Source organism: Sulfitobacter sp. IGS-18, from assembly GCF_059628195.1.
Window position 1 is genome coordinate 1,924,237 of record NZ_CM184556.1, and the last position, 26,417, is coordinate 1,950,653.

Consider the following 26,417-nt stretch of genomic DNA (forward strand, 5'->3'; position numbering starts at 1 on the left):
GACATGCGTGTCACAGGATGATTCAGGTACAAGGCCGGATTCTTCAGCGGGCGGCTCCGCGCAGTTTGCTGGGCGGCTGGCCGGTATGCTGTTGCATGAAACGGGTGAAATAGGCGGCAGAGCCGAAACCGAGGTGGCGCGCGATGTCTTGCGCAGGCTGGCGGGTTTCGATCAGCAGCTTACGCGCCTCGGCCAGCACCCGTTCGGTCAGCAGGTCCGCTGCCGTCTTGCCGGTTGCGGCCTTGACTGCCCGGGTCAGATGGGTGGCGGTGACCCCCAGGGTTGCCGCATATTCCGCCATCGACGCCCCGCTGCGGAAGCGCTGCGGCAGTTGATCGCAAAATAGCTTGCTCAGCCGGGCCGCCGCATTGCGGCGCGGGGGCACATGTTCCTCCAGCATGATCTGCCGGCGCAGCCAGACAGAGATCAGCGCGGCATGGGCCTCTGCCGCGTCCTGGGACAGGGGGCGGTCCTTTTGCTGTTCGCGGGCGGCCGCTTCGATCAAGCCGCTGAGTTCGCTCTGCACCGCCACGTCGCGGATCCGCAAGTGGCGCGGCATTTCCGGCAGGCGCAGCGGGGTGCCGGGCGGTACGATCACCGCCTGGGCCATGCCCTGACGCCCCAGGTCCAGCGCAAAGAGCGACCCCTGCGGCACCCAGAGCGCATTATGCGTGCCCACGCCACGGCGCTGCCCGTCCAGCAGCGCGCGGCCCTGTCCCCGCGTGATCCAGATCAGCAGGTGGTGCGGACGGTCCTGCGCCAGCAGCAGCCGCCAGTCCTGCCCGCCGGTAAGCTGGGGCAGGGTCATCACCTTGATGCCGGAAAGGGAAAAACTCATGGATATGGTCGCATTTGATCCGATTCAACCGCAGTTTACACCCAGTTACCCTGTCAGAAAGTTGAAAAAAGTAAAGTGCGCAGGTTATTGCGGGGTCACCCGCTGCCAGTCCGCCATTTTCGACCGCATCCATGTCCGCTGGCGCTTGGCAAATTGCCGGGTGGCGATCACCGCGCGGTCGCGGGCCTGGTCCAGCGTCAAGTCGCCTTCCAGATGCGCCATCAGTTCCGGCACGCCAATGGCGCGGTGCGCGGGCAGGGCGGGGTCATAGGCTGGCGCGACGCGGCGGACCTCTTCCAGCGCGCCCTGCGCGATCATCTGGTCGAAACGCCGCGCGATCCGGGCGTTCAGCCAGTCGCGCTCCACGTCAAAGACGATGCGGCGGGCCTGCGCTGCGGGCAGCAGCGGCGCGCCGGTCTGCGCCTGCCAATGGGCCAGCCCCCGGCCCGTGGCCTGCTGCACTTCCCAGGCCCGTTGCACGCGCGCGCGGTTCGCAGTGTCAATTCCGGCGGCGGTCTGCACGTCGATGCCCGCAAGCAGCTGGTCCAGGTCCATCCCGTCGGCCTGATGCCGGACCTCCTCCGGCGTGGCCGGAATATCGGCCAGCCCCTCCGTGAGCGCCTTGAAGTATAGCCCGGTGCCGCCGGTGATGATCACCCGCTGCCCGGTCTTCAGGATGTCCCCAACCTCGCGCAGCCAATGGCCCGTCGAATAGGGTTGCGTCGCGGTGATGTGGCCATAAAGCAGATGCGGGGCCGCGGCCTCTTCCTCTGCGCTGGGGCGCGCGGTGATCACGCGCCAGCATTCATAGACCTGGCTGGCATCCGCATTCACGATGACACCGCCCTGATCCTGCGCGATTTCAAGGGCCAATGCCGATTTGCCGCTTGCGGTGGGGCCTGCGATCAGCACCGGTATCTCAGGCGACAAGCCGCGTAAAACTTCGGTAAAGGACATTTCTTGTCTGAACCTTTCCGCCGTGCATTGAACCTTGCCTCCATTTGCGACATTTTGCGCAAAAGTTAAACCGACAATGAATCCAGCCCTCCCGAAAGGTTCCGCACATGTCCCAAGACGCGTCCAACGTCACTTTCAAACGTGTGATGCTGAAGATATCCGGTGAGGCGCTGATGGGGGATCAGGGTTTCGGCCTGCATCCGCCCACCGTCGAACGGATCGCCCATGAGGTGCAAAGCGTGCATAGTTTGGGGGTCGAGATCTGCATGGTCATCGGCGGCGGCAACATCTTTCGCGGGCTGCAGGGCTCTGCCCAGGGGATGGAACGGACGACAGCGGATTACATGGGGATGCTCGCCACGGTGATGAATGCGCTGGCGATGCAATCCTCGCTGGAAAGTCTGGGCATTCACACCCGGGTGATTTCCGCGATCACCATGAACGAGGTGGCCGAACCCTATATCCGCCGCCGCGCGGTGCGCCACCTTGAGAAGAAGCGGGTCTGCATCTTTGCCGCGGGCACCGGCAACCCCTATTTCACAACCGATACCGCTGCCGCCCTGCGGGCCAATGAAATGGCCTGCGAGGCGATCTTCATGGGCAAGAACGGTGTCGACGGGGTGTATGACAAGGATCCGAAGAAATTTGCCGATGCCAAGCGCTATGATACCGTCAGCTACGACGATGTGCTGCAAAAACGGCTGGCGGTGATGGATGCCTCTGCCATCGCGCTGACACGGGACAACAACCTGCCGATCATCGTCTTTTCGCTGGACGAGCCGGGCGGGTTCAAGGGGATCCTCGCGGGCGAGGGCACTTATACCCGCGTTCAGGGATAACGCGCAGCAGGTATTTTCAGGTATCGCGTCCTTCGGACCCGGATCAGAGCCGTCCGGTTGGCGCGCAACCTTGGTCAGCTACAACCGCCCGGCTTGCGCCTTTCCTCGCCCATGCCACCCGCCCCCGCCGCTCACTCCGTGACGGTATGATTGCGGGGGATGTCGATCACGATCATCGTGCCGGAAATTTCGCGATCCACCGAGATTTTGGCGTTCAGCCCCCGCACCAGCTGGGTCACGATGCGCCCGCCCAGTGAATCGCTCTTGGGCCATTCCACACCTTCGGGAATGCCGGTGCCGTCATCGGCCACCTGCAGGCGCAGCAGACCTTCGCTCAGCTTCTTGATCCGCACATCGACCAGACCCGCCTCGCGGTTATCGAAGGCATGTTGCATGGAATTGGTCATCACCTCCGACAGCACCAGCCCCAGTTGCGTCGCGGTATTGACCGGCACGCTGACCTCATCCGCATCAATGTTCACCCGCACGCCCTGCCGGCCATCCAGATAGGCAATCGCATTCGCCACACGGGTCAGATAGGCACCCAGATTGACCTTGTCCTGCCCGGAGTTGCGCGCACCGGTGGCGGAACTCAATTCTTCGTAAAGCAGCTGCAGAGTCTCGATCCGGCGCGCCAGCGTGTCGAACTCCTTGCCCGGGGTCGTTTTGGCACCGCGCGCCTGCATGCGGATCATGCCGACAATCATCGACAGATGATTCTTCACCCGGTGCTGGATTTCCTCCAGGGCTTCCTGCGTGTCCTCATCGGTGGGCTCCTCACCGTTATAGATGGTCTGGACCCCCATGAAATAGGGCACCTCATGTTCGTCCACACTCAGCGGCGCCACCATCAGACGGTTCATGAACTTGGTGCCATCGGCGCGGTAATTGCGCAGGATCACCGTGGCTTCCTCCCGGTTCTCGATGGCGGCGCGCAGCTTCTCCACCCCGCGCTGGTCGGTATCATCACCCTGCAGGAAACGGCAGTTCCGGCCGAGGACCACATCGCTGTGATAACCCGTCATCTCTTCGAAGGCGCGGTTGACATAGACAATGGGATTGTCGGGCAGTTGCGGGTTCGTCAGCACCAGCGCAAAGGGCGCGCGCGTCATGGCGGCAACCGCCACGTTGGTGGGCAGTGGATGGGCTGAAATCTTCTCACCGTCGGCCATTCAATGATACTCTTCTTGCTGCTTCAAATGACGTCGTTTGCGTGGTCCGGCCAGGTTGAAACACCTGAACATGGGCAAGTTCCACACGACAAAAGGTATATGGAGCAGCTTTGAGCGATTTCCAGCACCTCAATACGGGGGCAATGCACCGCCGGTGCATCTATACAATCCGGTGCGGTTGACGTTATATCAGGGCCGACAAGAAATTTGACCATTCCACCACCGGAGAAACCATGTCTGACGACTTTATGCTCGACACCGACGATCTTGAGCGGCGCATGAAAGGCGCCATCGCGTCGCTGAGAACCGAATTTGCATCATTGCGGACCGGGCGTGCCTCTGCCTCCATGCTGGAACCCGTGATGGTTGACGCCTATGGCTCCCCGACACCGATCAACCAGGTGGGGACAGTCAACGTGCCGGAACCGCGCATGGTGACGATCAATGTCTGGGACAAGGGTCTGGTGAACAAGGTGGAAAAGGCCATCCGCGAAAGCGGGCTGGGCATCAATCCGCAGATGAACGGCACCATCATCATGCTGCCGATCCCCGAGCTGAACGAGGAACGCCGGACCCAGCTGACCAAGGTCGCGGGCGGCTATGCCGAACATGCGCGCGTTTCGATCCGCAACATCCGCCGCGACGGCATGGATCAGATCAAGAAAGCCAAGGCAGACGGCATGTCCGAGGATGACCAGAAGCTCTGGGAAAGCGAGATGCAGGATCTGACCAACAAGTATATCGCCCTGATCGACGAGACGCTTGAGACGAAACAGGGCGAGATCATGCAGGTCTGAGCCAGCGCCTGTTTCCGCGCCCTGCCGGTCCGGGTCTCTTGCGGGCACCTGCCTGCGGCGTACCGTTCGAGCCAACCGAAACGCACCTTGAAAGACCCGTCATGCCAACCGCTCCCAAGGGCAACAGCCATACCGAACCAAAGATCGCGCCGGGCGGGCCGCGCCATGTCGCGATCATCATGGATGGCAACGGCCGCTGGGCCACACAGCGGGGCAGGCCGCGTCTGTTTGGCCATCACGCGGGCGCAAAACGCGTGCGCGAGATCGTGGAGGCCTGTCCGGACTTCGGCGTCGAATACCTGACGATCTTTGCCTTTTCGACCGAGAACTGGAAACGCACCCAGGTCGAGGTCGCGGGGCTGATGAGCCTGTTTCGGCGCTATATCTCCAAGGAAACCCGCAGCTTGAGCGAATTCGGCGTGCGGGTCCGCTTTATCGGGGATCGGGTGCGGCTGGATGACAAGCTGATCCGGCTGATGAACGAGCTGGAAGCCGCGACCGCGCATAACACCCGCGTGCATCTGACCATCGCGCTGAACTACGGGGGCCGGGACGAGGTTGCCCGTGCCACCCAGCGACTGGCGCAGGACGTGGCAGCGGGCAAGCTGGACCCCGAGGCAGTGGATGAGGAAACCCTGCCGAAGTACCTGGATACCTATGTCTTGCCCGACCCCGACCTGGTGATCCGCACCAGCGGCGAGGCCCGGATTTCCAATTTTCTGCTGTGGCAATCGGCCTATGCGGAATATGAATTCATTGATACCCTCTGGCCCGATTTCACCAAGGCCGAGTTCGGCAGCCTTTGTGCGGCCTACGGGGGCCGCGACCGGCGTTTCGGCGCGGTCAAGACCTGACCGGAGAAGGAATACCGCATGGGTAATCGCAGCGACCAATGGTCCGATTTGAAAGCACGGCTGGGGGCCGGGGCCGTCATGGTGCTGATCGGTCTGATCGGGATCTGGATGGGGGGGCATGTGTTCCACCTGCTGGTGGCGCTGATCTGTGGCGTCATGGTCTGGGAACTGGTGGCCATGCTGCGCCCCGGCGACGCCTATCTGCCGCTCAAGCTGGGCGCGCTGACCGGTCTGGCTGTCCTTGTGTCGGTCTATCTGCCGGTGGGCCTTGGCCTGCCGGTCCTGCTGGCGCCCGCGCTGATCGGGTTCGGTCAGCTGGAGCGGCACCGCACGATCTACCTCAGTTTCACCGCGATGATCCTGATGGCGGGCTTCGGGTTGATGCAGGTGCGCGACGATTACGGCTTTGGCTGGCTGCTTTGGCTGGTGGTGGTTGTCGTGACCACCGATGTGGTCGGCTATTTCGCCGGGCGCGCCATTGGCGGGCCAAAGTTCTGGCCCAGGGTCAGCCCCAAGAAAACCTGGTCCGGCACTGCGGCGGGCTGGGCCGGTGCCGCGCTGGTGGGTCTGCTGTTTTCCATCAACACCGGGGCAAGCCTGCAATTGGTGGGGATTTCCATCGCGATTTCAATGGCATCGCAGATGGGTGATATTGCGGAATCCGGGATGAAGCGCAAAATGGGCGTCAAGGACAGCTCCAACCTGATCCCCGGCCACGGCGGCCTGATGGATCGCTTCGACGGGATGCTGGGCGCCTCCGTGTTCCTGCTGGTGATCGGTCAGTTCATCGGTTTGCCCTTTGGTCTGGGATAGGCCGTGGTCCGTCGTGTCTCGATTCTGGGGGCCACAGGGTCCATTGGCCAGAACACCATCGACCTGATCCGCCGCGCGCCGCTGGATTATGATGTGGTGGCGCTGACCGGGGCGGGCAACATCGGGCAACTGGCCCGTGATGCAATCGAGCTGAAGGCCGATATCGCCGTCACCGCGCGCGACGATCTGCTGGACGATCTGCGTGCCGCGCTGAAGGGCAGCGGCGTGCAGGCGGCCGCCGGGGCCACCGCCATCTGCGAGGCGGCGGCGCGTCCGGCCGACTGGATCATGTCCGCCATCGTCGGGGCGGCAGGGCTGGCGCCCGGTCTCGCGGCCCTGCGCCATGGCACCACGCTGGCGCTGGCCAACAAGGAATCGCTGGTCTGCGCCGGGGCGCTGATGCTGGAGACGGCGCAGACCCATGGCGCGCGCATCCTGCCGGTGGACAGCGAGCATTCCGCGATCTTTCAGGCCTTGATCGGCGAGGATCCGGCAGCGGTCGAACGGATCATCATCACCGCGTCGGGCGGTGCATTCCGCGACTGGCCGCTTGAGAAACTGGCGGAGGCGACGCTGGCGCAGGCTTCCTCCCATCCCAATTGGGACATGGGGCAAAGGATCACCATCGATTCTGCCTCGATGTTCAACAAGGCGATGGAGGTCATTGAAACACATGAGTTTTTCGCCATCCAGCCAGATCAGATAGAGGTCCTGGTCCATCCGCAATCCATGATCCATGCGCTGGTGGGCTTCCATGACGGCGCGTTGATGGCCCATGTGGGCCCGGCGGACATGCGCCATGCCATCGGCTTTGCCCTGCATTACCCGCAGCGCCGCCATCTGCCGGTCGAACGGCTGGACCTTGCTGCCATCGGCCAGTTCGAGTTCCGCACCCCGGACGAGCGGCGCTGGCCCGCCCTGCGCCTTGCCCGCGAGACGATTGCAGCGGGCGGCATGACCGGCACGGTGTTCAACGCGGCCAAGGAAACCGCACTGGACGGGTTCATCGCCGGACGGGTCGGTTTCACTACCATGGCGGATGTGGTGGCGCAGACGCTTGAAGACAAAACTGCGTCAGATGGTCTTATTGGTGCCACGATGACACTTGATAACGTCCTGCGGGTTGACCATCTGGCACGTAAGGCGGCAAAAGCCGCGATAGATAAAAGAGCAGGGTAACGTTTTGGATATTATGGGGCTGATACCGCAATTTGGCGGTTTGATCTGGACGTTGCTGGCTTTTGTCGTGGCGCTGTCGGTGATCGTCGCGATCCACGAATACGGCCATTACATTGTCGGGCGCTGGTGCGGGATCAAGGCGGATGTGTTCAGCCTGGGCTTCGGCCCGGTCCTGTGGTCCGGCATGGACCGGCGCGGCACAAAATGGCAGGTCGCGGCGCTGCCCTTTGGCGGTTACGTGAAATTCGCGGGCGATGCGAATGCGGCCTCCGGCAAGGATGAAACCGCAATGGCGGCGCTGGCCGACGACCCGGCCGCGCTGCGCCACACGATGCATGGCGCGCCGCTTTGGGCGCGCACGCTGACCGTCGCCGCCGGGCCTGCGTTCAATTTTGCCATGTCCATCCTGATCTTCTTTGCCGTGGCCTATACCACCGGCGTGGAACGGACCCCGCTGACCGTGGGCGAGCTGCGCCCGATGCCGCAGGCAGAGCGCGGGCTGGAACCGGGCGACGAGATTCTGGGGATCAACGGCACAGCGCTGCCGCAAAACGATGCCGCGGCCTATGGCGCCTTCTTCGACAACCTGCCGATGGTGCCGGAACTGACCTATGACGTCATCCGCAACGGCACCGAGCAAAGCGTGGAAGGGCCCTATATCCTGCCGCCGCTGGTCAATCAGGTCTTGCCGCAGACTGCCGCCTATGAGGCCGGGCTGAAAGCGGGTGATGTGATCACCGCCATCGATGCGGAGCCGGTATTCGCCTTTGACCAGCTCAAGAATGCGGTCGAGGAATCCGACGGGGCGGCGCTGGCGCTGACCGTCTGGCGCCGGGGCGAGATGCTGGATTTCACCATGACGCCCAAGGCCACGGACGAACCCCAGCCCGACGGCACCTTCAAGCGCAACCTGCGGATCGGGATCGCGGGCGGCATGTCCTTTGCCCCGGCGACGGAAACGCCCGGTGTGGGGCAGGCGCTGACAGCGGGTGTCGCCAATACCTGGCGGATCATCACCGGTTCGATCTCGGGCCTGAAACAGATGGTGATCGGCAACATCAGCACCTGCAACCTCAGCGGCCCGGTGGGCATTGCCCAGGCCTCCGGTGCCATGGCCAGCCAGGGGGCCACGTCCTTCATCTATTTCATTGCTGTGCTCAGCACGGCGGTGGGGCTTTTGAACCTGTTCCCGATCCCGGCGCTGGATGGGGGGCATCTGACCTTCTATGCCTATGAGGCCGTGACCGGCAAACCGCCAAGCGACGGCGCGCTGCGCATCCTGATGACCATCGGCCTTGCGCTGGTGCTGTCGCTGATGGTCTTTGCCCTGGGGAATGACCTGTTCTGTCCCTAGGTCGTGTTGACATTCATTGTCGCCCACCCGCGCGAGACGGATTTTGCCGCTGGCGCCCTGATGTGAGCGCAGCAATGTGATCATTGGAAGTGAACATCCGGGAGGGCAGAGGCAAAATCCGCCGCGCCCCGCAGGGGTTTCGCCAAAATTGCCCATTTCTGCGTTAAGAGAGCTTGAAATAGCTGGCTATTCCTGCGCTCTCTTGCCTAGAACTGAGCAATTTTGGACTGAAACGGGTGGGCGACAATGAATGTCAACACGACCTTGGAGCGCTCAGCCCTCCAGCGACGCGATGATCCTGATTTCCACAACCGCGCCGGGACGCCGGATGCCTGCCACCTCCACTGCGGTCCAGGCCGGGTAGGGCGCGGCAAAGACCTCGCGCCGGACCTTGTCGAAGAGGTCGAAGTGGTCGCGCAAGCCGACGTGATAGCTGGTCATCTCCACCACGGCATTCAGATCGACCCCGGCATGGCCCAGAACAAAGCCGATCTTTTCGAATGCCGCGCGAAACTGCGCCTCGGCAGAGGCGGGCATTTGGCCATCGGGGCCCGATCCGGTGGTGCCGGTGAGAAAGATCAGGTTGCCGGAGACAATGCCGGGTGACATCTGCAGCGCCTCGGCGGCGGCCTGGACCTGAGGTGGTATCAACGCATGTTTTGTCACAGGCTTTCCTTTGCGGTTTTCGAATGCCCCGAAAAAGCCATAATTCGCCCAAATCGGGTCATATTCATCTGTTAAGTGTATCGGGCAATCAAAGGAATGCCCCATGCAAGCCATTCAACGTTCCTATCGCGGCCTGAGCCTTTTGATGGATCTTAACTGGGACCGCGCGCTTTATGTCAGCACAATTGTGCTCGCTCTTGCGGCCGGTGCCTACGTCGGGTCTCTCTGATCTCGGCCATCCCACCACTGAATGATGTTACAACTTTGAAATGCACTGCATGATGTGGTGCATTTTTTGGCGCTGTGCTTTTGACAAAGGCGGATAATCTACGTACTCAGGTTTCCAATGATGTCGCAAAATTGGGTTTGAACCATGAGACTGAGGACGAGGGGCGGTGGTCCTGGCAAGCGGACAGGGGCAGGGCGTGTAGGTGCGTTTTTGCGCGGGGCATCGGTTTATGCCCTTTTGTCAGCAGCTTGGATGGCGCCAGCCGCGGAATTGACCGCACAGGAATACCGTTTCGATTCTGTCGTGATCAACGGCAACGAACGGATCGGTGACAGCGCCATCATCGCCCGGGCCGGAATCAGACGTGGTCAGCCGGTCAGCGGTGGCCAGTTGAACGATGCCTACCAGGCCCTGCAGAACTCCGGGTTGTTCGAAACCGTGGCGATTGAACCGCGGGGCGGCACATTGGTCATCACGGTGACGGAACTGCCAACGCTGAACCGCGTCAGCTTTGAGGGCAACCGGCGGATCAAGGACGAGGTCCTGACTCAGATTGTCCAATCCCAGGAGCGCCGTGTCTTCAACCCGACACAGGCCGAAGCGGATGCCGCCGCCATTGCCGAAGCCTATGGCAACGAGGGCCGGATTTCCGCAAGGGTCCAGCCGCGCATCATCCGCCGCGACCAGAACCGCGTCGACCTCGTGTTCGAAATCTTCGAAGGCGACAACGTCGAGATCGAGCGGCTGAGCTTTGTTGGCAACCGCAAATATTCCGACCGCCGCCTGCGCCAGGTCCTTGGCACCAAGCAGGCCGGCCTGCTCCGCCGCCTGATCAAGCGTGACACCTTTGTCGAAAGCCGGGTCGAAGTCGACAAACAGCTTTTGCGCGATTTCTACCTGTCGCGCGGCTATGTCGATATGCGCACCACGGCGGTGAACGGCGAGCTTACCCAGGAACGCGACGGCTATTTCGTGTCCTACAACATCACCGAAGGCCAGCAATTCCGATTTGGTGAGATCAATGTCGTTTCAGAGATGAACGGCGTGGATGCCGCGAAATACCGCAATATCATCAAGATCCGGCCGGGCGCGGTCTATTCCCCGACCCTGGTCGAGGCGGATATCGCCCGTATCGAACGGCAGGCGATCCGTGACGGCGTGGACTTCATGCGGGTTGAGCCGCGCATCGACCGCAACGATCGCGACCTGACGCTGAATGTCACCTATGTGATCAGCAGGGGCCCGCGCGTTTTTGTCGAGCGGATCGACATCGAAGGCAACACCACGACGCTTGACCGTGTCATCCGGCGCGAGTTCGACAGCGTGGAAGGTGACCCCTTCAACCCCCGTGAAATCCGGCAGGCCGCGGAACGCATCCGCGCCCTGGGATATTTCGAAAAGGCTGAGGTCAACGCCCGCGAGGGCAGCAGCGGTGAACAGGTGGTCGTGGATGTGGACGTCGAAGAGAAGCCGACAGGCTCTCTTAACTTCGGCGGCTCGTTCTCCAGCAGCGACGGTATCGGCTTCGCCATCAGTTTCGCCGAGCAGAACTTTCTCGGACGCGGGCAGCGGCTGTCGCTGACAGTCTCGACGGCCGAGGATGCGACCCGCTATGGCGTCACTTTTGTCGAACCCAGGCTGCTGGGCCGTGACCTGTCCTTTGGCCTGACACTGGACTATGCGGAAACCGATTCTTCCTTCACCTCCTATGACACCAACCGCCTTCTGCTGCAGCCGAAGCTGACTTTCCCGCTGTCGGAAAACAGCAAGCTGCAGGTGCGCTACACCGCCGAAGAGCTTGAAATGCTGCAACGCGACGTGCCAGTGCATGGGTTGACCATCGCTGATGACATCGCAGCGGGCGCGCTGTTCTCGTCCTCGCTGGGCTATACCTTCAGCTATGACACACGCCTTTCCGGGCTGGACCCGACATCGGGCGTACTGCTGGAGTTCGGCCAGGATTTCGCCGGGCTGGGCGGTGACAACAAGTTCATCAAGACAACGGCGAAGGTGGTGGGCGAAAGACGCATCTTCAACGAAGACATCACCCTGCGCGCTTCGCTTGAAGGTGGTGCATTGGCCTGGCGCAGCGGCAACAACCGCGTGACAGACCGTTTCCTGCTGTCGCCCTCGATCATGCGCGGCTTTGAATCGGGCGGCATCGGTCCGCGCGATATCGGTGGTACTGCAAACGATCCGCTGGGGGGCAACCTGTATCTGGCGGCACGGTTTGATGTGGAGTTCCCCCTGGGCCTGCCCGAGGAATACGGGATTTCCGGCGGTGTGTTCTATGACGTCGGCAATCTTTGGGATCTGAGCGATGTCAATTACAACGGCGGCACCGTGGTCGGGGAAAGCGGATCCTTCCGGCATGTGATTGGTTTCTCGCTGTTCTGGGAAACGCCTGTTGGTCCGTTGCAGTTCAACTTCTCCAAGGCGCTGAAGAAAGAAGTCTTCGACAAGGAACAAAGCTTCGAATTCACGCTCCGCACGGAATTCTGATCCGATGGGGCGCTTGGCCCAACACATGGCATTGATGCTGGCGCTGCTTTGCGCCGCACCCTTGGCTGCCCAGTCGACGGCGGGTCCGGCGGCTGCGCCCGAAAGGGGATCGGTCGTCAGCCCGGTGCTGACCATCGATTCCGAGCGGGTCTTCCAGCAAAGCGATTTCGGCAAGAGGGTTGCGGCGGAAGAGCGCGAAAAGCTCTCGGCGCTGGAAAGTGAAAACCGCGAGATCGAAGCCCGGCTTGAAACCGAGGAACGCGCGCTGACCGAAAAGCGTGCACAGATGACACCGGAGGCCTTCCGCGTCCTGGCAGATGCGTTTGACGCCAAGGTGCAAGAGACACGGAGCGCGCAGGATGCCAAGTTCCGCGAGTTGAGCGCCCAGCTTGACGTTGAAAGAGGCAAGTTCCAGCAGGCCGCGGCACCGGTGTTCGAGCAGCTGATGCGCGAGGCCGGCGCTGCCGTGATCCTTGAGCGGCGGTCGGTCTTTGCCAGCGCCACCGTGATCGAGATCACCGAAGAGGCGATTGCGCTGCTGAATGAAACATTGGGTGACGGCGCCGGTGCGGAAGACCGCTGAGCCGATATTGCCCCAGTGCCACAGAATTGCTAGCCCTGTACGGTACGTGACGCGAAGGACATATAATGAACCAAGAAAAACAAAGCGCTGACATCCAGATGATCCAGCGTATCCTGCCGCACCGCTATCCGTTTCTGCTGGTGGACAAGGTAAAAGAGATCGACGGAACCGCGTCCGCTGTCGGCTACAAGAACGTGACGATGAACGAACCGCATTTCCAGGGGCATTTCCCCGGCACGCCGATCATGCCCGGTGTCACCATCGTGGAGGCGATGGCGCAGACCGCGGGGGTCATGCTGGGCGTGGCGCTGGATATCGTGGACCGCGACATGCTGATCTATTTCATGTCCATCGACAAATGCAAATTCCGCCGCAAGGTGGTCCCGGGCGACGTGCTGCGGATGGACCTCAAGACCCTGCGCGGCAAGGCGGGTGGCAAGATCTGGCGTTTCAGCGGGGTTGCGACAGTCGACGGCGAAATGGCCGCCGAGGCGGAATTCATGGCGATGGTCGATCTGTCGAAAGAGGCATCATGAGCAACATTCACCCCTCTGCCATCATCGAGGAGGGCGCGCAGATCGACGCTTCGGTGCAGATCGGCCCGTTCTGCGTGGTCGGGCCGGAGGTTGTGCTGAAGGCGGATGTGATCCTGAAAAGCCATGTGGTGGTCACCGGCAATACCGTGGTCGGGGCTGGCACCGTGATCTTTCCCTTTGCGGTGATCGGCGAGATCCCCCAGGATCTGAAGTTCCGCGGCGAAAAGACTGCCCTTGTGATCGGAGAGCGTAACCGCATCCGCGAACATGTGACGATGAATTGCGGGACCGATGCGGGCGGCGGCATCACGCGGGTCGGCGATGACGGATTGTTCATGGCGGGCTGTCACGTGGCCCATGATTGCATCGTCGGCGACCGTGTGGTGATGGTGAACAACTCGGGCCTTGCCGGGCATTGCGTGGTCGAGGATGACGTGATCCTCGGTGGTCTCTCCGGTGTGCATCAATGGGTCCGCCTGGGCCGTGGTGCCATCATCGGCGCGATGACCAAGATCACCAATGACGTGATCCCCTATGGCCTTGTGCAGGCCCCCAAGGGCGAATTGGAGGGGCTGAACCTGATCGGTCTGAAACGCAAGGGCGTGTCGCGTGCCGATATCACCGCGCTCCGGGCGGCCTATCAGATGCTGGCACAGGGCGAAGGCACCTTTCAGGACCGTGCCGTGCGGCTGGGCGAAGAGACCGACAGCGATTACGTGCGCCGGATCGTCGAGTTCATCACCGCCGAGACCGACCGCCATTTCCTGACCCCGAAATGACACTGGCGCTGATTGCAGGGCGCGGCAGGCTGCCGGCGCAGGTTGTGGCGGCGCAGGATCGCGCACCGCTGATCTGCGCGCTGGAAGGCACGCCGCCGGACACTCTTGCGGTGGATCTGACCTTCCGCCTGGAAACGCTTGGCTCGTTGCTGATCGAGCTTGGCCAGCGGGGGGTGACGCAGGTCTGTTTCTGCGGTGGCGTGGACCGGCCCGCGCTTGATCCGGCGGCGCTGGACGACGAAACCAGGCCGCTTGTCCCGATGTTCCACAAGGCGCTTGCCGCCGGGGACAATGGGGCCCTGCAGGTGATCAAGGAGATCTTCGAACAGACCGGGTTCGAGGTTCTGGGCGCCGATATGCTGGTGCCTGATCTGGTGGCGCTGCCGGGGGTACTGTCCGACGCCTGGCCCGATGCGCAGATGCGCCGCGATGCCGCGCGGGGCGAGGCGGTGCTGGCGGGTCTGGCCCCGCTCGACATCGGTCAGGCCTGCGTGATCGGGGGGGAACAGGTTCTGGGGGTCGAGACCATGGGCGGCACGGCGCATCTGCTGGAAACCCTGCCACCCCGCGCCCGGGAGATGAACGCAATCCTCTGCAAGGGGCCCAAGACCGGTCAGATCCGCGAGATCGACATGCCCACCATCGGCCCCGAGACATTGCGCGCCGCCCATGCCGCCGGTCTGGCCGGGGTGATTGTCGATGCGGGCGATGTGATCGTGCTGGACCGCGAGGAATGCGTGCGCCTGGCCGATGAATTCGGCCTTGTCCTGTGGTCCCGGCGTGGGGGCGAGGGGTGAAAGTCTTTATTCTTGCCGGTGAACCTTCGGGCGACAAGCTGGGCGGTGCCTTGATGGCCGGATTGAAGGCGTTGCGCCCGGATGTGACTTTTGAAGGGATCGGCGGGCCTGACATGACCGCCGAAGGCCTGCAAAGCCGCTTTGACATGGCCGAGCTCAGCATCATGGGGCTGGCGGAAATCCTGCCCAGGTACCGGTCGCTCAAGGCGCGGATCCGTCAGACGGCTGACGCGGTTCTGCAGATGCAGCCCGATGTGATGATCACCATCGACAGCCCCGATTTTTCCCTGCGCGTCGCAAAGCTGGTGAAGGCGCAAAGCAACATCCGGACGGTGCATTACGTCGCCCCCTCGGTCTGGGCATGGCGGCCCGGCCGGGCGGCGCATATGGCAAAGTACATCGACCATGTGCTGGCGCTGCTGCCCTTCGAGCCGCCGCTGATGCAGGCCGCAGGCATGGCCTGTGATTTTGTCGGCCATCCGGTGGTTACCGATCCCGTTGCGACGGATGAGGAGGTCAGCGCCTTTCGCTCCGAAAGCGGCATTGGCGACGCGCCTTTCCTCCTGGTTCTGCCGGGTTCGCGCAAGGCAGAGGTGGCGCGCCTCGGCCCGGTGTTCGGCGATGCCCTGGGGCTGCTGCTGGCGCGTCGTCCGCAGATGCGCGTGGTCGTGCCCGCCGCGGTGTCGGTTGCTGACGAGGTGCGCGCGGCGGTGGCGGATTGGCCCGGTGACCCGCTGGTGCTGGACCCGCGCGATGGTGGGGATGCCAGGGCACGCAAGCGCGCGGCCTTCCGGGCAGCCGATGCGGCGCTGGCGGCCTCGGGCACCGTATCGCTGGAGCTGGCGGCAGCGGGCACACCGATGGTGATCGGATACCGGGTGAACTGGCTGACCTTCCGCATCGTCAAGGCGATTGCGCTGATCGACACGGTGACGCTGGTCAATCTGGTCAGCGACACCCGTGTGGTGCCCGAATACCTCGGCCCCGACTGCACGGCGGAGGGGATTGCCGAAGGCCTGCAGGCGGTGCTGGCCAACCCGGAGGCGCAGCAGGCCGCGATGGCGCTGACCATGGAGCGCCTGGGCAAGGGTGGCGAGGCACCGGGTTTAAGGGCAGCAAGGGCGGTGCTGGAGGCGATGTGATCCAAAGGCCGCGCTGACGCGCGATTCGATCCATGAATGAATGAGGAGCGCTGCTCCTCAAACTCCTCGGGATATATTTTGCCAAAAAGAAAAGGGGCGGTCAGCCCTTGTGAATCCAGCCGCCGCCAAAGATGCGGCTGCTGTCGGGGTCGTAGAACACGCAGGCCTGTCCCGGTGACACGCCTTCCTCCGGGGTCAGCAGTTCGACTTCTGCTGTTGTGTCGGACAACGGGCGCAGGATGGCGTCGCGCGGTGGGCGGGTCGAGCGGACGCGCACCGCGATCGGCCATTCGGCGCGCGAGGTCAGGGGCGCATCGCCCAGCCAGTTGATTTCGCGCAGGGGCACGGTGCGGGTGGCGAGCATCGCCTTGGGCCCCACCACGACTTCCTTGCGCTCTGCGTCCAGCTTGACCACATAAAGAGGATCAGCCAGCCCGCCGATGCCAAGGCCACGGCGCTGGCCGATGGTATAATTGATCACGCCGTCGTGGCGGGCCAGCACATTGCCTTCCGTATCCACGATATTGCCGGGATTGGCGGCTTCGGGCCGCAGTTTACGGATCACGCTGGCGTAATCGCCATTGGGGACAAAGCAGATGTCCTGGCTGTCGGGTTTCATCGCAACGCTGAGCCCGTATTTGGCCGCCAGCGCGCGGGTGTCGTCCTTGCTGGGCAGATGGCCCAGCGGAAAGCGCAGATAGTCCAGCTGTTCCGGGGTGGTCGAGAACAGGAAATAGCTTTGATCGCGGCTGGCGTCGGCGGCGGCGTGCAGTTCCGGGCCCTTCGCGCCCATCTTGCGCTGGATATAGTGACCGGTGGCCATGCAATCGGCCTCAAGATCCTTCGCGGTTTCCAGCAGGTCCTTGAATTTCACCCGTTCGTTGCAGCGGATGCAGGGCACCGGGGTGGCCCCGCCAAGGTAGCTGTCGGCGAATTCGTCGATCACCGCGTCCTTGAAGACGTTTTCATAGTCCAGCACGTAATGTGGAAATCCCATGTCCTCGGCCACACGCCGGGCATCGTGGATGTCGATCCCGGCACAGCAGGCGCCCTTCTTGGCCAGCGCCGCGCCGTGATCGTAGAGCTGAAGCGTCACGCCGACCACGTCGTAGCCTTCTTCGGCCAGCATGGCGGCCACCACGGAGCTGTCGACGCCGCCCGACATCGCCACGACCACCCGCGTGTCGGCGGGGGCCTTGGCAAAGCCAAGCGAGTTCAGGGGCGGTGTCTGGTCAAGGGGCATCGTATTCTCCGGGGGTTTCCTTGCGAATATAGGAAAATGCGACCTACTCACAAGGGGGGGCTTCATCCTGCGTTAAGGCCGGAACGGCAGATTGGAGAGGTGCAACGACGGAATGATCTGATGTACCTCAAGAAAGTCCATGGACCGCGATCGGTGACACTGGCCGATGGGACGGTCCTGTCGCGGGCCGATCTGCCCGCGTCCTCCACCCGGCGCTGGGTGGCATCGCGCAAGGCGGCGGTGGTGCGGGGCGTTGTTTATGGGCTGATCACGCAGGAGGAGGCGCTGGAACGCTATCAGCTGAGCGAGGAGGAGTTCATCGAATGGCTGCGCGCCGTGACCGAGCATGGGGAGGCGGCGCTGAAGACAACTGCGCTGCAAAAGTATAGACAACTTTAAGTTGCTGGTTCTGCGCTGCTACATATGGTAACGGGTAGTTAACCTTTTTTGTTCACGATATTTCGTAAGTACCAGTTCAGAGAGTCGGAGAATGTTATGCGTGTACTGCTTGTAGAAGACGACCCAACGACCTCTCGCAGCATCGAGCTGATGCTGACCCATGCCAATCTGAATGTCTATGCGACCGACCTCGGCGAAGAGGGCATCGATCTTGCCAAGCTCTATGACTACGATCTGATCCTGCTGGACCTCGATCTGCCGGACATGAACGGCCATGATGTGCTGCGCCAGTTGCGGGTCAGCCGGATCGAGACGCCGATCCTGATCCTTTCCGGCTCCGACGATACGGAAAACAAGATCAAGGGCTTTGGTTTCGGCGCGGATGACTATCTGACCAAGCCGTTTCACCGCGAGGAACTGGTGGCGCGCATTCATGCGATCATCCGCCGGTCAAAGGGGCATTCACAATCCATCATCGAAACCGGCCAGATTGCGGTGAACCTGGATGCCAAGACGGTCAGCGTGAACAATCAGGCCGTGCATCTGACCGGCAAGGAATATCAGATGTTCGAACTCTTGTCCCTGCGCAAGGGGACCACCCTGACCAAGGAGATGTTCCTGAACCATCTCTATGGCGGCATGGATGAGCCGGAGCTGAAGATCATTGACGTGTTCATCTGCAAACTGCGCAAGAAGCTGAGCGCTGCGACAGGTGGACAGAACTATATCGAAACGGTCTGGGGCAGGGGCTATGTCCTGCGCGATCCCGAACCGTCAGAGGTCAACCTGGCCGCCACCGGCTGAACGCTGCGGGCTGAAAATGAATGTCCACAGGCCCTAGACCTGCCAATCCGGGCAACTTATCTAAAGCGGGATAAGGTGACGTTCGGGGGGCAGGTCTTTTGACATCTGAAATCGAGACTCTGACAGAGGATCAGGCGCGCGCGGCGCTTGCGGAGCTGGCCCGGGCCCTTGCCGATGCAAATACCGCGTACCACGGGGCCGATGCACCGGAGCTTTCCGACGCGGAATACGACAGGCTCAAGCGGCGCAACGCAGAGATCGAGGCGCGTTTTCCACATCTGAAACGGGAAGACAGCCCGTCGGAACAGGTGGGGGCCGCCCCGGCAGACGGTTTTTCCAAAGTCACCCATGCGGTGGCGATGCTGTCGCTTTCGAATGCTTTTGAGCCCGAAGATGTGGCCGAATTCGACGGCAGGATCAGGAAATACCTCGGGCTTGGGGACAAGGCACCGCTGCGCTACACCGCCGAGCCAAAGATTGACGGGCTTTCCCTCTCGCTTCGCTATGAAAAGGGGGCGCTGGTGCAGGCGGCCACGCGCGGCGACGGCGCGGTGGGCGAGAACGTCACCGCCAATGCCCGCACCATCGACGATATTCCCGCCCGGATCGACGGCGCCCCCGACCTGCTGGAGGTGCGCGGCGAAGTCTATATGAGCCACGAAGATTTCGAGGCGCTCAATGAACGGCAGGTGGCAGCAGGCGCCAAATCCTTTGCCAACCCGCGCAACGCCGCCGCCGGATCGCTGCGGCAGTTGGACGCCAGCATCACCAAATCACGCCCGCTGCGCTTCTTTGCCTATGCCTGGGGCGCGCTCAGCGCCCCGCTTGCCGACACCCAGATGGGGGCGATCCGGCGGTTGAGCGAACTGGGGTTCTCGACCAACCCGCTGACCGTGCTCTGCGACGGGCCGCAGGAGATGCTGGACCATTACGCAGAGATCGAGCTGCAGCGCGCCACGCTGGGCTATGACATCGACGGCGTGGTCTACAAGGTGGACGACCTGGCCTTGCAGGAGCGGCTGGGCTTCCGCTCCACCACCCCCCGCTGGGCCACCGCCCACAAATTTCCCGCGGAACTGGCCTGGACCCGGCTGGAAGGGATCGACATTCAGGTCGGGCGCACCGGGGCGCTGTCACCGGTGGCGCGGCTGCATCCGGTGACCGTGGGCGGCGTCGTTGTCTCCAACGCGACGCTGCACAATGAGGATTACATCAAGGGCTTTGACAGCAAGGGCGCGGAAATCCGCGGCGGCAAGGACATTCGCGTCGGTGACTGGGTGCAGGTCTATCGCGCCGGCGATGTGATCCCCAAGGTGGCCGATGTGGACCTGTCCAAACGCCCCGGGGACAGCGCCGCTTATGTCTTTCCGCAAACCTGCCCCGAATGCGGCTCTGACGCGGTGCGCGAGCCGGGCGATGCGGTACGGCGCTGCTCCGGCGGCCTGATCTGCCCGGCACAGGCGGTGGAGAAACTGAAGCATTTCGTCTCCCGCGCGGCATTCGACATCGAGGGGCTGGGCGCGAAACAGGTCGAACAATTCTATACCGATGGCTGGATCGCCGAACCCGCCGATATCTTTACCCTGCGGGACCGCTTTGGCTCCGGCGTCCAGCAGCTCAAGAATCGTGAGGGCTGGGGCGAAAAATCAGCCACGAACCTGTTCCAGGCAATTGAAGACAAACGCAATATCGCCTTCTCCCGTTTGCTGTTCTCGCTGGGCATCCGCCATGTGGGCGAGTCGGCATCGAACCTGATCGCGCTGCACTACGGGTCCTGGGATGATCTTGAGGCCGCGATGGACGCCGCCGCAGACCAGTCCGGCCCGGCATGGGAAGACCTGATCGGCATCGACGGCGTCGGGGCGGTCATGGCCGGATCGCTGGTCAAGGCCTTCGCGCAGGAGCGCGAGCGCGCCTCCATCGACCGATTGGTGGCCCATCTGACTGTGGCCGAAGCCAAACGCGCCGATACCTCGGGCAGCCCGGTGGCGGGCAAGACCGTGGTCTTTACCGGCAGCCTTGAAAAGATGACCCGGGCCGAGGCCAAGGCACGCGCCGAACGGCTGGGTGCCAAGGTCGCCGGGTCGGTCAGCGCCAGGACCGATATCCTTGTCGCCGGTCCCGGTGCCGGGTCCAAGGCGAAAAAGGCGGCGGAACTTGGGATCGAAACCCTGGATGAGGATGGCTGGCTGGCCCTGATCGGCGCTTCATGAAGGGCAGGCCCGAAACGCTGTTCCCGCTCTTTGCGGGGCTTGAGACGCTGGAGGGCGTGGGCCCCAAGACCGCGCAGACCCTTGGGCAGCTGGATGTGACCGCACCGCGGGACCTGCTGTTCACGCTGCCCTATTCCGGCATCGACCGCAGCCTGCGCAGCACGGTCAAGGATGCGCATCTGCCCGCCGTGCTGACCGTGGCGGTGACGGTGGGGGCCCATCATGCGGCCCGGACCAAGGGCGGTGCCTACCGCATTCATGTAGAGGATGCCGAAACCAGCTTTCAGCTCGTGTTTTTCCATGCGCGGGGCGATTACTGGACCCGGCAATTGCCCCCGGGCGCGCGGCGCATCGTATCGGGCCGGGTGGAGCTTTTTGACGGGATCCCCCAGATGGTCCATCCCGATTTCGCCGTGCCGGAAGAGGAGGCGGGCGATATCCCGGCTTTCGAGCCTGTCTATCCGCTGACCGGTGGCATCACCCAGAAGCTGATGTTCAAGGCGACCCGCGCCACATTGGCCCGCACACCCGATCTGGCCGAATGGATTGACCCCGGCCAGAAGGCGCGCGAGGGCTGGCCTGATTTCAAGGCGGCGGTTGCGGCGGCACATGCGCCGCAGACCCTGGGCGATCTGGCCCTGACCGCCCCGGCGCGGGCGCGCCTGGCCTATGACGAGCTTTTTGCCCATCAGATCACCCTGGCCCTGGCGCGGCAGAAGGAACGCCGCAAGAAGGGCCGGGAGACCATCGGCGACGGCCATCTGCAGGCGCGCGTTCTGGCCTCGCTGCCCTTTACGCCCACCGGCGCGCAGACCCGCGCGGTGGCCCAGATTGCCGCCGACATGGCCAGCCCGCAGCGGATGAACCGCCTGTTGCAGGGCGATGTGGGCGCGGGCAAGACGCTGGTTGCCTTCCTCGCCCTGCTGGGCGCGGTCGAAGCGGGCGGTCAGGGTGTGCTGATGGCCCCGACGGAGATCCTGGCCCGGCAGCATCTGCAGGGCTTGCAGCCCTTGGCCGAAGAGGCCGGCGTGGTGCTGGAGATTCTCACCGGCCGGGACAAGGGCGCGGAGCGGCAGGCCAAGCTGGCCGCACTTGCCAGCGGTGCCATTCAGGTGCTGGTTGGCACCCATGCGGTGTTTCAGGCCGATGTGACCTTTGCCGATCTGCGCCTGGCGGTGGTGGATGAACAGCATCGCTTCGGCGTGCGCCAGCGGCTGGAACTGGGGCAAAAGGGGCGGCAGGCCGATGTGCTGGTGATGACGGCAACGCCGATCCCGCGGTCGCTGGCACTGGCCCAATACGGCGACATGGATGTCTCCGTGCTGGACGAGAAACCACCCGGTCGCCAGCCCATCAAGACCGCGCTGGTCAGCACCGACCGGATCGACGAGGTGGTGAACCGCCTGCGCGCGGCGATTGCCGAGGGTCGTCAGTGTTATTGGGTATGCCCGCTGGTCGAGGAAAGCGAGGTCAGCGACCTGATCGCGGCGGAGGAGCGGTTCAAACGCCTGCGCGCGGCCCTGGGCGAGGGGGTCGTGGGGCTGGTGCATGGCCAGATGCCCCCGGCGGAAAAAGACGCGGCAATGCGCGCCTTTCAGCGGGGGGAAACCCAGGTGCTGGTGGCCACCACGGTGATCGAGGTGGGGGTGGATGTGCCCAATGCCACCATCATGGTGGTCGAACGGGCGGAAACCTTCGGGCTGGCGCAATTGCACCAGCTGCGCGGCCGCGTCGGGCGCGGGCAGGGCGCATCGACCTGCCTGCTGATGTTCCAGCACCCGCTCAGCGAGACGGGGCGCAGGCGGCTTGAGGTGCTGCGCGAGACGGAGGATGGATTTGTCATCGCGGAAACCGATCTGAAAATGCGCGGCACCGGTGATCTGATCGGCACGGCACAATCCGGGGTGCCGCGTTTCCGTGTGGCGGATCTGGAACGGCAGGCCGGACTGATGGCTGTGGCGCAGTCGGATGCACGCAAATTGCTGGCAGATGATGCGAACTTGGAAAGCGACAGGGGCAAGGCCGCGCGTGTTCTTCTGTGGCTGATGCGGCAGGATGAGGCGATCCGTTTGATTTCAGTGGGTTAGCGTCGCAACGCCATTTTGTTCGCAAATGTTCTTAAAAAGTTCTTTACAGCCTGTTCATAAAATGAGAACAAAGGAGCAACAGATGCGGAGGCTCCGATGACAATGCTCAAGACACTCAAAACCATCGCGACACGGTCCCAGGATACGTTGTTGCAGGATGCCGTTGGTGCGGCAGCATTGGTTGTCATGCTGGTTGTCGGATTGCACCTGCCGTCATTTGTTTGATTTCTGCCTGCGCTCTCGCGCCGGTCGTTCGACGCATCCGTCCCAATTGATGCGGCTGGGGGCTCTGCCTGTCCTATTCAGCCCAGGGGTTTGCCGCCCCGTCGAACGCCACCGGGTCCCACGTGAGTAACGCGATCCTGCGCCGCCATCCCTTTGGATGTGCGGCGCTTTTTTTGCGATATGGTGTTTCCGGGTTTCACGGGTCACGTCCGGATGTCACGCAAGGCCTCAGTCATAGCGATAGGCCAGGCGCAGGCCGCCCCAGTGGCGCCCCCCAACCCAGAGCGGGGCAGAGAGGTCTTTCATCAGGACAAATTCGCCACCGCCCATGTCACGGCGATAGACCTGCAGCAGGAAGGGTTCCGTGTTCCGCCCGGCTTTCAGCCCGACCCTGTCGTCGAACATCCGGCGGTTGCGGCAATTGGCGGTGTTCCAGACCACGTCATCGCCCTGTGGACGCGAGAATTTCTTGTTGTGGGTTGGCAGATAGCCGTTCACATCGACCGCCGCGCAGAACACGACCTTGGGGTCAAACCTCAGCGCCGGTTCCTGAAAGGCAGGCAGAACGCCATCCAGGAATCTGGTGGCGCGGGTCACCACCTGGGGCGGGTTGCTCCCCTGAACGGGCTGATAGGCGCGGTCAAAGAGCTGATCCAGACCAATGCTGCCCTCTGCCACCGCTTTATTCAGCGCCTCTGAGATTTCGTTGGCGGTCTGCGTGACATAGGCGATAAAGGGCGCATCGACAGAGGCGCCCCCAAGCGCCGCTGATATCTGCACGATCTTTTCCGAGGCCTCGACCAGATTGTGCATCCGTTTCTTGGTCTCTTCGATCCCGACAGAGGTCTCCTGCACGGTCTCGCTGATATCGGCAACCGCGGGGCGCAGATTCTCGACCGCGTCTTTCGCGCGTTTGGTATTCGCCGCAATCTGCATGCTTTGCCCATGTTCCCTGGCGATGGTTTCTTCCATCTGGCTGAGTGCAGAATCGGTCTCTGCCGAGCGTTCCAGCACCTCGCGGGCATCGCTGGCGACGGTTTCGGCTTCCTTGCCGAGCTTGGCGATCCAGTCCGTCAGGGTTTCGATATTGTCTGAAATCTGCTTTGCCGCCAGGCTGGTCTTTTGCGAAAGATCGTTGATCGCTTCGGCCACCACAGCAAATCCGCGCCCGGCGTCACCCGCACGCGCCGCTTCGATCTTGGCGTTGATGGCCAGCGTATTGACCTGGGTTGCGATGGTCGCGATCTGGCTGTTGTTGGCCTTTACCGCCGCAAGGGTGCTCGACACGCCGCCGGACCTTGCATGGACCTCTTCGACCCAGCCTGCGACGCTGCGTGTCTTGGTGCCCACATCGCGCATCAGCGTCGCGGAGGATTTGACCGTTTCAAGCGCGCGGTTTGACGTTTCGCTCAACCCTTCGACCAGCCGGGTCGCGTCGCTGTTGGCGGCGGCCATTTCGTTGGTATTCTCGTCAAGTGCGCGCAGGGCGTTCTTCTGGGATGCGCCGTGTTCCGCAACCAGGTCGAGAAACCCGGAAATATCGACAATTTCGTAGCCCAGAGCGGCCGCAGCGACTGCCAATGCGTCCATCTGCGTATCAGCATCGAGGCGCATATGCGCTGTCATTTCGTTCTCCGGCCAGTGATTATCCTGTCCCTGAGTTTGCAGAAATTGACTTATAATCCGTTAATTTTCGCGCTGGCATCGGCAGTTTCCGCAGCCTCTGACAGCGCTTCGATCGCCAGCAGGATGGAGGCGTGGCGGTTCTTGTAGGCGGTGGCCGGTGTCAGGACTTCGAAACCGTCAAAGGGGGCATCGGGCACCGGGCCTGCGTCCTTCAGCATTGCGCGCAGTTGGTTGCGCGCCGTGATCAGTTGCGCGGGTGTCGCCCCGATGGCGGCGGCCCCGGTCACGGCGGCGGCGGCCTGTCCCAGTGCGCAGGCCTTCACATCCTGTCCGAATTCGGCCACCCGGCCATCCTTCATCACGACATCCACGGTCACGGTGGAGCCACAGAGCGGCGAACGGCGCTTGACCGTCATCTCCGGCGCATCGAGCCGGCCAAGGTGCGGGATCTCTGACGCCAGCGCCAGTATCCGCGCGGAGTAGAGTTTGATCAGGTCCGTTTCGTCCGACATGCTGTTCCCTTTGCCGTTCAATCCCTACATAAACGCCCGAGCCGAAGATGCAAAAAATTTTACGTGAGGTCCCCATGTCCTTTAGTCCCGATCAACTGGTCTTCAACGATGCCGGTCTGATCCCCGCAATCGCACAGGAAGCCGAGAGTGGCGAAGTGCTCATGATGGCCTGGATGAACGCCGACAGCATCCGCAAGACGCTTGATACCGGGCGGGTCACCTATTGGAGCCGGTCGCGGCAGGAGTTCTGGGTCAAGGGCGACACCAGCGGCCATGTGCAGGAGCTGGTGGATTTTCGTTTCGATTGTGACGCCGATTGCCTGCTGGTGCTGGTCCGCCAGACCGGGCCCGCCTGTCACACCGGGCGGCGCAGTTGTTTCTACCGCGCGGTCAGGGACGGCGAGACAATCGAGCTTTCCACCCCACTTTGAGTTTTGCCACATCCGCCAAGCTGTTGTAGCCTGAACTTCAGTCATCTGGGGGAATGTCATGTTGTGCAAGATTGCCGGAACCGGTGCGGTGCTTGGCCTGATGGCCGGGCTGATGGGGGCCGCGCAGGCCGAAGGGTTTGATCCGCGTGCGGATTGCGCCGCGGTGCTGGGCAATGCCACACCGGCCGAACAGGTGATGATCGCGGCCTGGACCTTTGGCTATCTCGCGGCCACCGCCGACAACATCCGCCCGGTGGAGACCCGGAACAACGCGGTTCTGTTGGGCAATATCGCAAAGGTTTGTCAGGCCAATGCAGGGGCCAGCCTGCTTGATATCGTTGCCGCCAACAGCAAACCTGCCACCGCGTCACCCGCCGCCTCCGCCGCCCCGGCACCGGGGAGCGAGGCAGAGGCGCGGGCGCTCTTGATGCAGTATTATGCGCCGGGTGCGGATTACCTCGCGCTGACCCAGGCGCTGCTGCCGACAGAGGCGGAGGTGCGCGCGGTCTATGCCGATCCGCTGGGCTCGGCGCTCTGGCGGGATCTGAGCAGCCAGATCGGCCCCGGAACCGCCTTTGGGCCAAAGCCGGATCACAACGACCTCATCGTCGTATACGCCACGACCCGCGCCCTGGCAGAGAAACGCCCGGTGCTGAGTGAATTTCCCGGCGGCTACAAGGATGTGCTGCAGTATTTCAAGGTTGATGTCCCGATTGTGCGGTTCAAGTTCGTGACCCATGGCGACACCCTGGGCCTTGCGTTTGACGGGCTGATCTACCTGAATGGCCGCTGGGTGATCATGCCCAAGCCTTGGCGCAGCCTTCCGGGTTAACTTTGGCC

27 protein-coding genes are annotated in these 26,417 nt (G+C 62.7%); 20 read left to right on the forward strand and 7 right to left on the reverse strand.

Annotated elements, in window-relative coordinates; all coding sequences use genetic code 11:
- Positions 1 to 43: 43 nt before the first annotated feature.
- Both ACWNZ3_RS09255 and miaA read right to left on the reverse strand, forming a co-directional pair.
- Positions 44 to 838 carry a helix-turn-helix domain-containing protein gene (locus tag ACWNZ3_RS09255; RefSeq protein WP_496899774.1) on the reverse strand — a complete coding sequence of 265 codons (795 nt, stop codon included), beginning with the start codon at positions 836 to 838 and terminating at the stop codon, positions 44 to 46.
- 84 nt (positions 839 to 922) lie between these two features.
- A complete protein-coding gene (gene miaA / locus ACWNZ3_RS09260; protein WP_496899775.1) occupies positions 923 to 1,795 on the reverse strand; it encodes a tRNA (adenosine(37)-N6)-dimethylallyltransferase MiaA in 873 nt (290 codons plus the stop codon).
- A gap of 107 nt (positions 1,796 to 1,902) precedes the next feature.
- On the opposite strand from miaA, the gene pyrH reads away from it, so the two are divergent.
- Entirely contained in the window at positions 1,903 to 2,634 is a 732-nt protein-coding gene (gene pyrH, locus ACWNZ3_RS09265) for a UMP kinase (protein ID WP_274578135.1), read from the forward strand.
- Between the two features lie 131 nt (positions 2,635 to 2,765).
- On the opposite strand, the gene ACWNZ3_RS09270 is transcribed toward pyrH, so the two are convergent.
- On the reverse strand, positions 2,766 to 3,806 hold the full coding sequence (locus ACWNZ3_RS09270) for a sensor histidine kinase (protein WP_269367872.1): 1,041 nt from the start codon (positions 3,804 to 3,806) through the stop codon (positions 2,766 to 2,768).
- Between the two features lie 233 nt (positions 3,807 to 4,039).
- Here ACWNZ3_RS09270 and frr point away from each other — a divergent pair, with 233 nt between their 5' ends.
- The 5 genes from frr to rseP all read left to right on the forward strand — a co-directional run bounded on the left by frr (position 4,040) and on the right by rseP (position 8,803).
- A complete protein-coding gene (gene frr, locus ACWNZ3_RS09275; protein ID WP_269367871.1) occupies positions 4,040 to 4,603 on the forward strand; it encodes a ribosome recycling factor in 564 nt (187 codons plus the stop codon).
- Positions 4,604 to 4,704: 101 nt separating this feature from the next.
- Positions 4,705 to 5,457, forward strand: coding sequence for a polyprenyl diphosphate synthase (uppS, locus tag ACWNZ3_RS09280; protein ID WP_269367870.1), 753 nt, complete (start codon positions 4,705 to 4,707; stop codon positions 5,455 to 5,457).
- Positions 5,458 to 5,475: 18 nt separating this feature from the next.
- Positions 5,476 to 6,270 carry a phosphatidate cytidylyltransferase gene (locus tag ACWNZ3_RS09285; protein WP_269367869.1) on the forward strand — a complete coding sequence of 265 codons (795 nt, stop codon included), beginning with the start codon at positions 5,476 to 5,478 and terminating at the stop codon, positions 6,268 to 6,270.
- 3 nt (positions 6,271 to 6,273) lie between these two features.
- The gene (gene dxr, locus ACWNZ3_RS09290) at positions 6,274 to 7,449 is read left to right on the forward strand and encodes a 1-deoxy-D-xylulose-5-phosphate reductoisomerase (protein ID WP_496899776.1); all 1,176 of its coding nucleotides are present in this window, start codon (positions 6,274 to 6,276) and stop codon (positions 7,447 to 7,449) included.
- Positions 7,450 to 7,453: 4 nt separating this feature from the next.
- Positions 7,454 to 8,803, forward strand: coding sequence for an RIP metalloprotease RseP (rseP, locus tag ACWNZ3_RS09295; protein ID WP_269367867.1), 1,350 nt, complete (start codon positions 7,454 to 7,456; stop codon positions 8,801 to 8,803).
- Between the two features lie 273 nt (positions 8,804 to 9,076).
- On the opposite strand, the gene ACWNZ3_RS09300 is transcribed toward rseP, so the two are convergent.
- Positions 9,077 to 9,469 (reverse strand): RidA family protein, encoded by a 393-nt coding sequence (locus ACWNZ3_RS09300; RefSeq protein ID WP_496899778.1) that lies wholly within the window; start codon positions 9,467 to 9,469, stop codon positions 9,077 to 9,079.
- A gap of 103 nt (positions 9,470 to 9,572) precedes the next feature.
- Between ACWNZ3_RS09300 and ACWNZ3_RS09305 the strand changes: the two genes are divergently transcribed.
- From ACWNZ3_RS09305 to lpxB, 7 genes are all read left to right on the forward strand, one after another.
- Positions 9,573 to 9,698 carry a hypothetical protein gene (locus ACWNZ3_RS09305; protein WP_268873838.1) on the forward strand — a complete coding sequence of 42 codons (126 nt, stop codon included), beginning with the start codon at positions 9,573 to 9,575 and terminating at the stop codon, positions 9,696 to 9,698.
- A gap of 252 nt (positions 9,699 to 9,950) precedes the next feature.
- Entirely contained in the window at positions 9,951 to 12,200 is a 2,250-nt protein-coding gene (bamA, locus tag ACWNZ3_RS09310) for an outer membrane protein assembly factor BamA (protein WP_496899779.1), read from the forward strand.
- Positions 12,201 to 12,225: 25 nt separating this feature from the next.
- Positions 12,226 to 12,783 (forward strand): OmpH/Skp family outer membrane protein, encoded by a 558-nt coding sequence (locus ACWNZ3_RS09315; RefSeq protein WP_496899780.1) that lies wholly within the window; start codon positions 12,226 to 12,228, stop codon positions 12,781 to 12,783.
- 65 nt (positions 12,784 to 12,848) lie between these two features.
- Positions 12,849 to 13,319 carry a 3-hydroxyacyl-ACP dehydratase FabZ gene (gene fabZ / locus ACWNZ3_RS09320; RefSeq protein WP_269366309.1) on the forward strand — a complete coding sequence of 157 codons (471 nt, stop codon included), beginning with the start codon at positions 12,849 to 12,851 and terminating at the stop codon, positions 13,317 to 13,319.
- The gene (gene lpxA, locus ACWNZ3_RS09325; protein ID WP_496899781.1) at positions 13,316 to 14,098 is read left to right on the forward strand and encodes an acyl-ACP--UDP-N-acetylglucosamine O-acyltransferase; all 783 of its coding nucleotides are present in this window, start codon (positions 13,316 to 13,318) and stop codon (positions 14,096 to 14,098) included. Before fabZ ends, lpxA begins: the two co-directional genes overlap by 4 nt.
- Positions 14,095 to 14,895, forward strand: a complete 801-nt coding sequence (locus ACWNZ3_RS09330; protein ID WP_496899782.1) for an LpxI family protein — start codon at positions 14,095 to 14,097, stop codon at positions 14,893 to 14,895. Before lpxA ends, ACWNZ3_RS09330 begins: the two co-directional genes overlap by 4 nt.
- A 53-nt stretch (positions 14,896 to 14,948) precedes the next feature.
- Positions 14,949 to 16,037: a lipid-A-disaccharide synthase gene (gene lpxB / locus ACWNZ3_RS09335; RefSeq protein ID WP_496901895.1), complete on the forward strand. Its 1,089-nt coding sequence runs from the start codon at positions 14,949 to 14,951 to the stop codon at positions 16,035 to 16,037.
- A gap of 100 nt (positions 16,038 to 16,137) precedes the next feature.
- Here the strand turns inward: lpxB and mnmA are convergent, their stop codons facing one another.
- A complete protein-coding gene (mnmA, locus tag ACWNZ3_RS09340; RefSeq protein WP_269366301.1) occupies positions 16,138 to 17,280 on the reverse strand; it encodes a tRNA 2-thiouridine(34) synthase MnmA in 1,143 nt (380 codons plus the stop codon).
- Positions 17,281 to 17,400: 120 nt separating this feature from the next.
- Here mnmA and sciP point away from each other — a divergent pair, with 120 nt between their 5' ends.
- From sciP to ACWNZ3_RS09365, 5 genes are all read left to right on the forward strand, one after another.
- Complete coding sequence (sciP, locus tag ACWNZ3_RS09345) at positions 17,401 to 17,679, forward strand: CtrA inhibitor SciP (RefSeq protein ID WP_114274495.1); 279 nt, start codon at positions 17,401 to 17,403, stop codon at positions 17,677 to 17,679.
- 96 nt (positions 17,680 to 17,775) lie between these two features.
- A complete protein-coding gene (ctrA, locus tag ACWNZ3_RS09350; protein ID WP_269366298.1) occupies positions 17,776 to 18,483 on the forward strand; it encodes a response regulator transcription factor CtrA in 708 nt (235 codons plus the stop codon).
- Positions 18,484 to 18,581: 98 nt separating this feature from the next.
- Complete coding sequence (ligA, locus tag ACWNZ3_RS09355; protein WP_496899783.1) at positions 18,582 to 20,696, forward strand: NAD-dependent DNA ligase LigA; 2,115 nt, start codon at positions 18,582 to 18,584, stop codon at positions 20,694 to 20,696.
- Positions 20,693 to 22,783, forward strand: a complete 2,091-nt coding sequence (recG, locus tag ACWNZ3_RS09360) for an ATP-dependent DNA helicase RecG (RefSeq protein ID WP_496899784.1) — start codon at positions 20,693 to 20,695, stop codon at positions 22,781 to 22,783. Before ligA ends, recG begins: the two co-directional genes overlap by 4 nt.
- 96 nt (positions 22,784 to 22,879) lie before the next feature.
- Positions 22,880 to 23,008, forward strand: a complete 129-nt coding sequence (locus ACWNZ3_RS09365) for a hypothetical protein (protein WP_269366327.1) — start codon at positions 22,880 to 22,882, stop codon at positions 23,006 to 23,008.
- A 228-nt stretch (positions 23,009 to 23,236) separates the two neighbouring features.
- Here ACWNZ3_RS09365 and ACWNZ3_RS09370 read toward each other — a convergent pair whose 3' ends face one another.
- Together ACWNZ3_RS09370 and ACWNZ3_RS09375 are read right to left on the reverse strand one after the other, a co-directional pair.
- Positions 23,237 to 24,622: a methyl-accepting chemotaxis protein gene (locus ACWNZ3_RS09370; RefSeq protein ID WP_496899785.1), complete on the reverse strand. Its 1,386-nt coding sequence runs from the start codon at positions 24,620 to 24,622 to the stop codon at positions 23,237 to 23,239.
- A gap of 62 nt (positions 24,623 to 24,684) precedes the next feature.
- Positions 24,685 to 25,146, reverse strand: a complete 462-nt coding sequence (locus tag ACWNZ3_RS09375; RefSeq protein ID WP_496899786.1) for an iron-sulfur cluster assembly scaffold protein — start codon at positions 25,144 to 25,146, stop codon at positions 24,685 to 24,687.
- 74 nt (positions 25,147 to 25,220) lie between these two features.
- On the opposite strand from ACWNZ3_RS09375, the gene hisI reads away from it, so the two are divergent.
- Positions 25,221 to 25,577 (forward strand): phosphoribosyl-AMP cyclohydrolase, encoded by a 357-nt coding sequence (gene hisI / locus ACWNZ3_RS09380; RefSeq protein WP_496899787.1) that lies wholly within the window; start codon positions 25,221 to 25,223, stop codon positions 25,575 to 25,577.
- 58 nt (positions 25,578 to 25,635) lie between these two features.
- The gene (locus tag ACWNZ3_RS09385; RefSeq protein WP_496899788.1) at positions 25,636 to 26,409 is read left to right on the forward strand and encodes a hypothetical protein; all 774 of its coding nucleotides are present in this window, start codon (positions 25,636 to 25,638) and stop codon (positions 26,407 to 26,409) included.
- The last annotated feature ends 8 nt before the right edge of the window (positions 26,410 to 26,417 follow it).

Excerpts from the sequence above, each read along its gene's own strand:
- ACWNZ3_RS09255 (WP_496899774.1), bottom strand. The coding sequence starts at position 838 with ATGAGTTTTTCCCTTTCCGGCATCAAGGTGATGACCCTGCCCCAGCTT.
- miaA (WP_496899775.1), bottom strand. The coding sequence starts at position 1,795 with ATGTCCTTTACCGAAGTTTTACGCGGCTTGTCGCCTGAGATACCGGTG.
- pyrH (WP_274578135.1), top strand. The coding sequence starts at position 1,903 with ATGTCCCAAGACGCGTCCAACGTCACTTTCAAACGTGTGATGCTGAAG.
- ACWNZ3_RS09270 (WP_269367872.1), bottom strand. The coding sequence starts at position 3,806 with ATGGCCGACGGTGAGAAGATTTCAGCCCATCCACTGCCCACCAACGTG.
- frr (WP_269367871.1), top strand. The coding sequence starts at position 4,040 with ATGTCTGACGACTTTATGCTCGACACCGACGATCTTGAGCGGCGCATG.
- uppS (WP_269367870.1), top strand. The coding sequence starts at position 4,705 with ATGCCAACCGCTCCCAAGGGCAACAGCCATACCGAACCAAAGATCGCG.
- ACWNZ3_RS09285 (WP_269367869.1), top strand. The coding sequence starts at position 5,476 with ATGGGTAATCGCAGCGACCAATGGTCCGATTTGAAAGCACGGCTGGGG.
- ACWNZ3_RS09305 (WP_268873838.1), top strand. The coding sequence starts at position 9,573 with ATGCAAGCCATTCAACGTTCCTATCGCGGCCTGAGCCTTTTGATGGAT.
- bamA (WP_496899779.1), top strand. The coding sequence starts at position 9,951 with ATGGCGCCAGCCGCGGAATTGACCGCACAGGAATACCGTTTCGATTCT.
- ACWNZ3_RS09315 (WP_496899780.1), top strand. The coding sequence starts at position 12,226 with ATGGCATTGATGCTGGCGCTGCTTTGCGCCGCACCCTTGGCTGCCCAG.
- fabZ (WP_269366309.1), top strand. The coding sequence starts at position 12,849 with ATGAACCAAGAAAAACAAAGCGCTGACATCCAGATGATCCAGCGTATC.
- lpxA (WP_496899781.1), top strand. The coding sequence starts at position 13,316 with ATGAGCAACATTCACCCCTCTGCCATCATCGAGGAGGGCGCGCAGATC.
- ACWNZ3_RS09330 (WP_496899782.1), top strand. The coding sequence starts at position 14,095 with ATGACACTGGCGCTGATTGCAGGGCGCGGCAGGCTGCCGGCGCAGGTT.
- lpxB (WP_496901895.1), top strand. The coding sequence starts at position 14,949 with ATGGCCGGATTGAAGGCGTTGCGCCCGGATGTGACTTTTGAAGGGATC.
- mnmA (WP_269366301.1), bottom strand. The coding sequence starts at position 17,280 with ATGCCCCTTGACCAGACACCGCCCCTGAACTCGCTTGGCTTTGCCAAG.
- sciP (WP_114274495.1), top strand. The coding sequence starts at position 17,401 with ATGTACCTCAAGAAAGTCCATGGACCGCGATCGGTGACACTGGCCGAT.
- ctrA (WP_269366298.1), top strand. The coding sequence starts at position 17,776 with ATGCGTGTACTGCTTGTAGAAGACGACCCAACGACCTCTCGCAGCATC.
- recG (WP_496899784.1), top strand. The coding sequence starts at position 20,693 with ATGAAGGGCAGGCCCGAAACGCTGTTCCCGCTCTTTGCGGGGCTTGAG.
- ACWNZ3_RS09365 (WP_269366327.1), top strand. The coding sequence starts at position 22,880 with ATGACAATGCTCAAGACACTCAAAACCATCGCGACACGGTCCCAGGAT.
- ACWNZ3_RS09370 (WP_496899785.1), bottom strand. The coding sequence starts at position 24,622 with ATGCGCCTCGATGCTGATACGCAGATGGACGCATTGGCAGTCGCTGCG.
- ACWNZ3_RS09375 (WP_496899786.1), bottom strand. The coding sequence starts at position 25,146 with ATGTCGGACGAAACGGACCTGATCAAACTCTACTCCGCGCGGATACTG.
- hisI (WP_496899787.1), top strand. The coding sequence starts at position 25,221 with ATGTCCTTTAGTCCCGATCAACTGGTCTTCAACGATGCCGGTCTGATC.
- ACWNZ3_RS09385 (WP_496899788.1), top strand. The coding sequence starts at position 25,636 with ATGTTGTGCAAGATTGCCGGAACCGGTGCGGTGCTTGGCCTGATGGCC.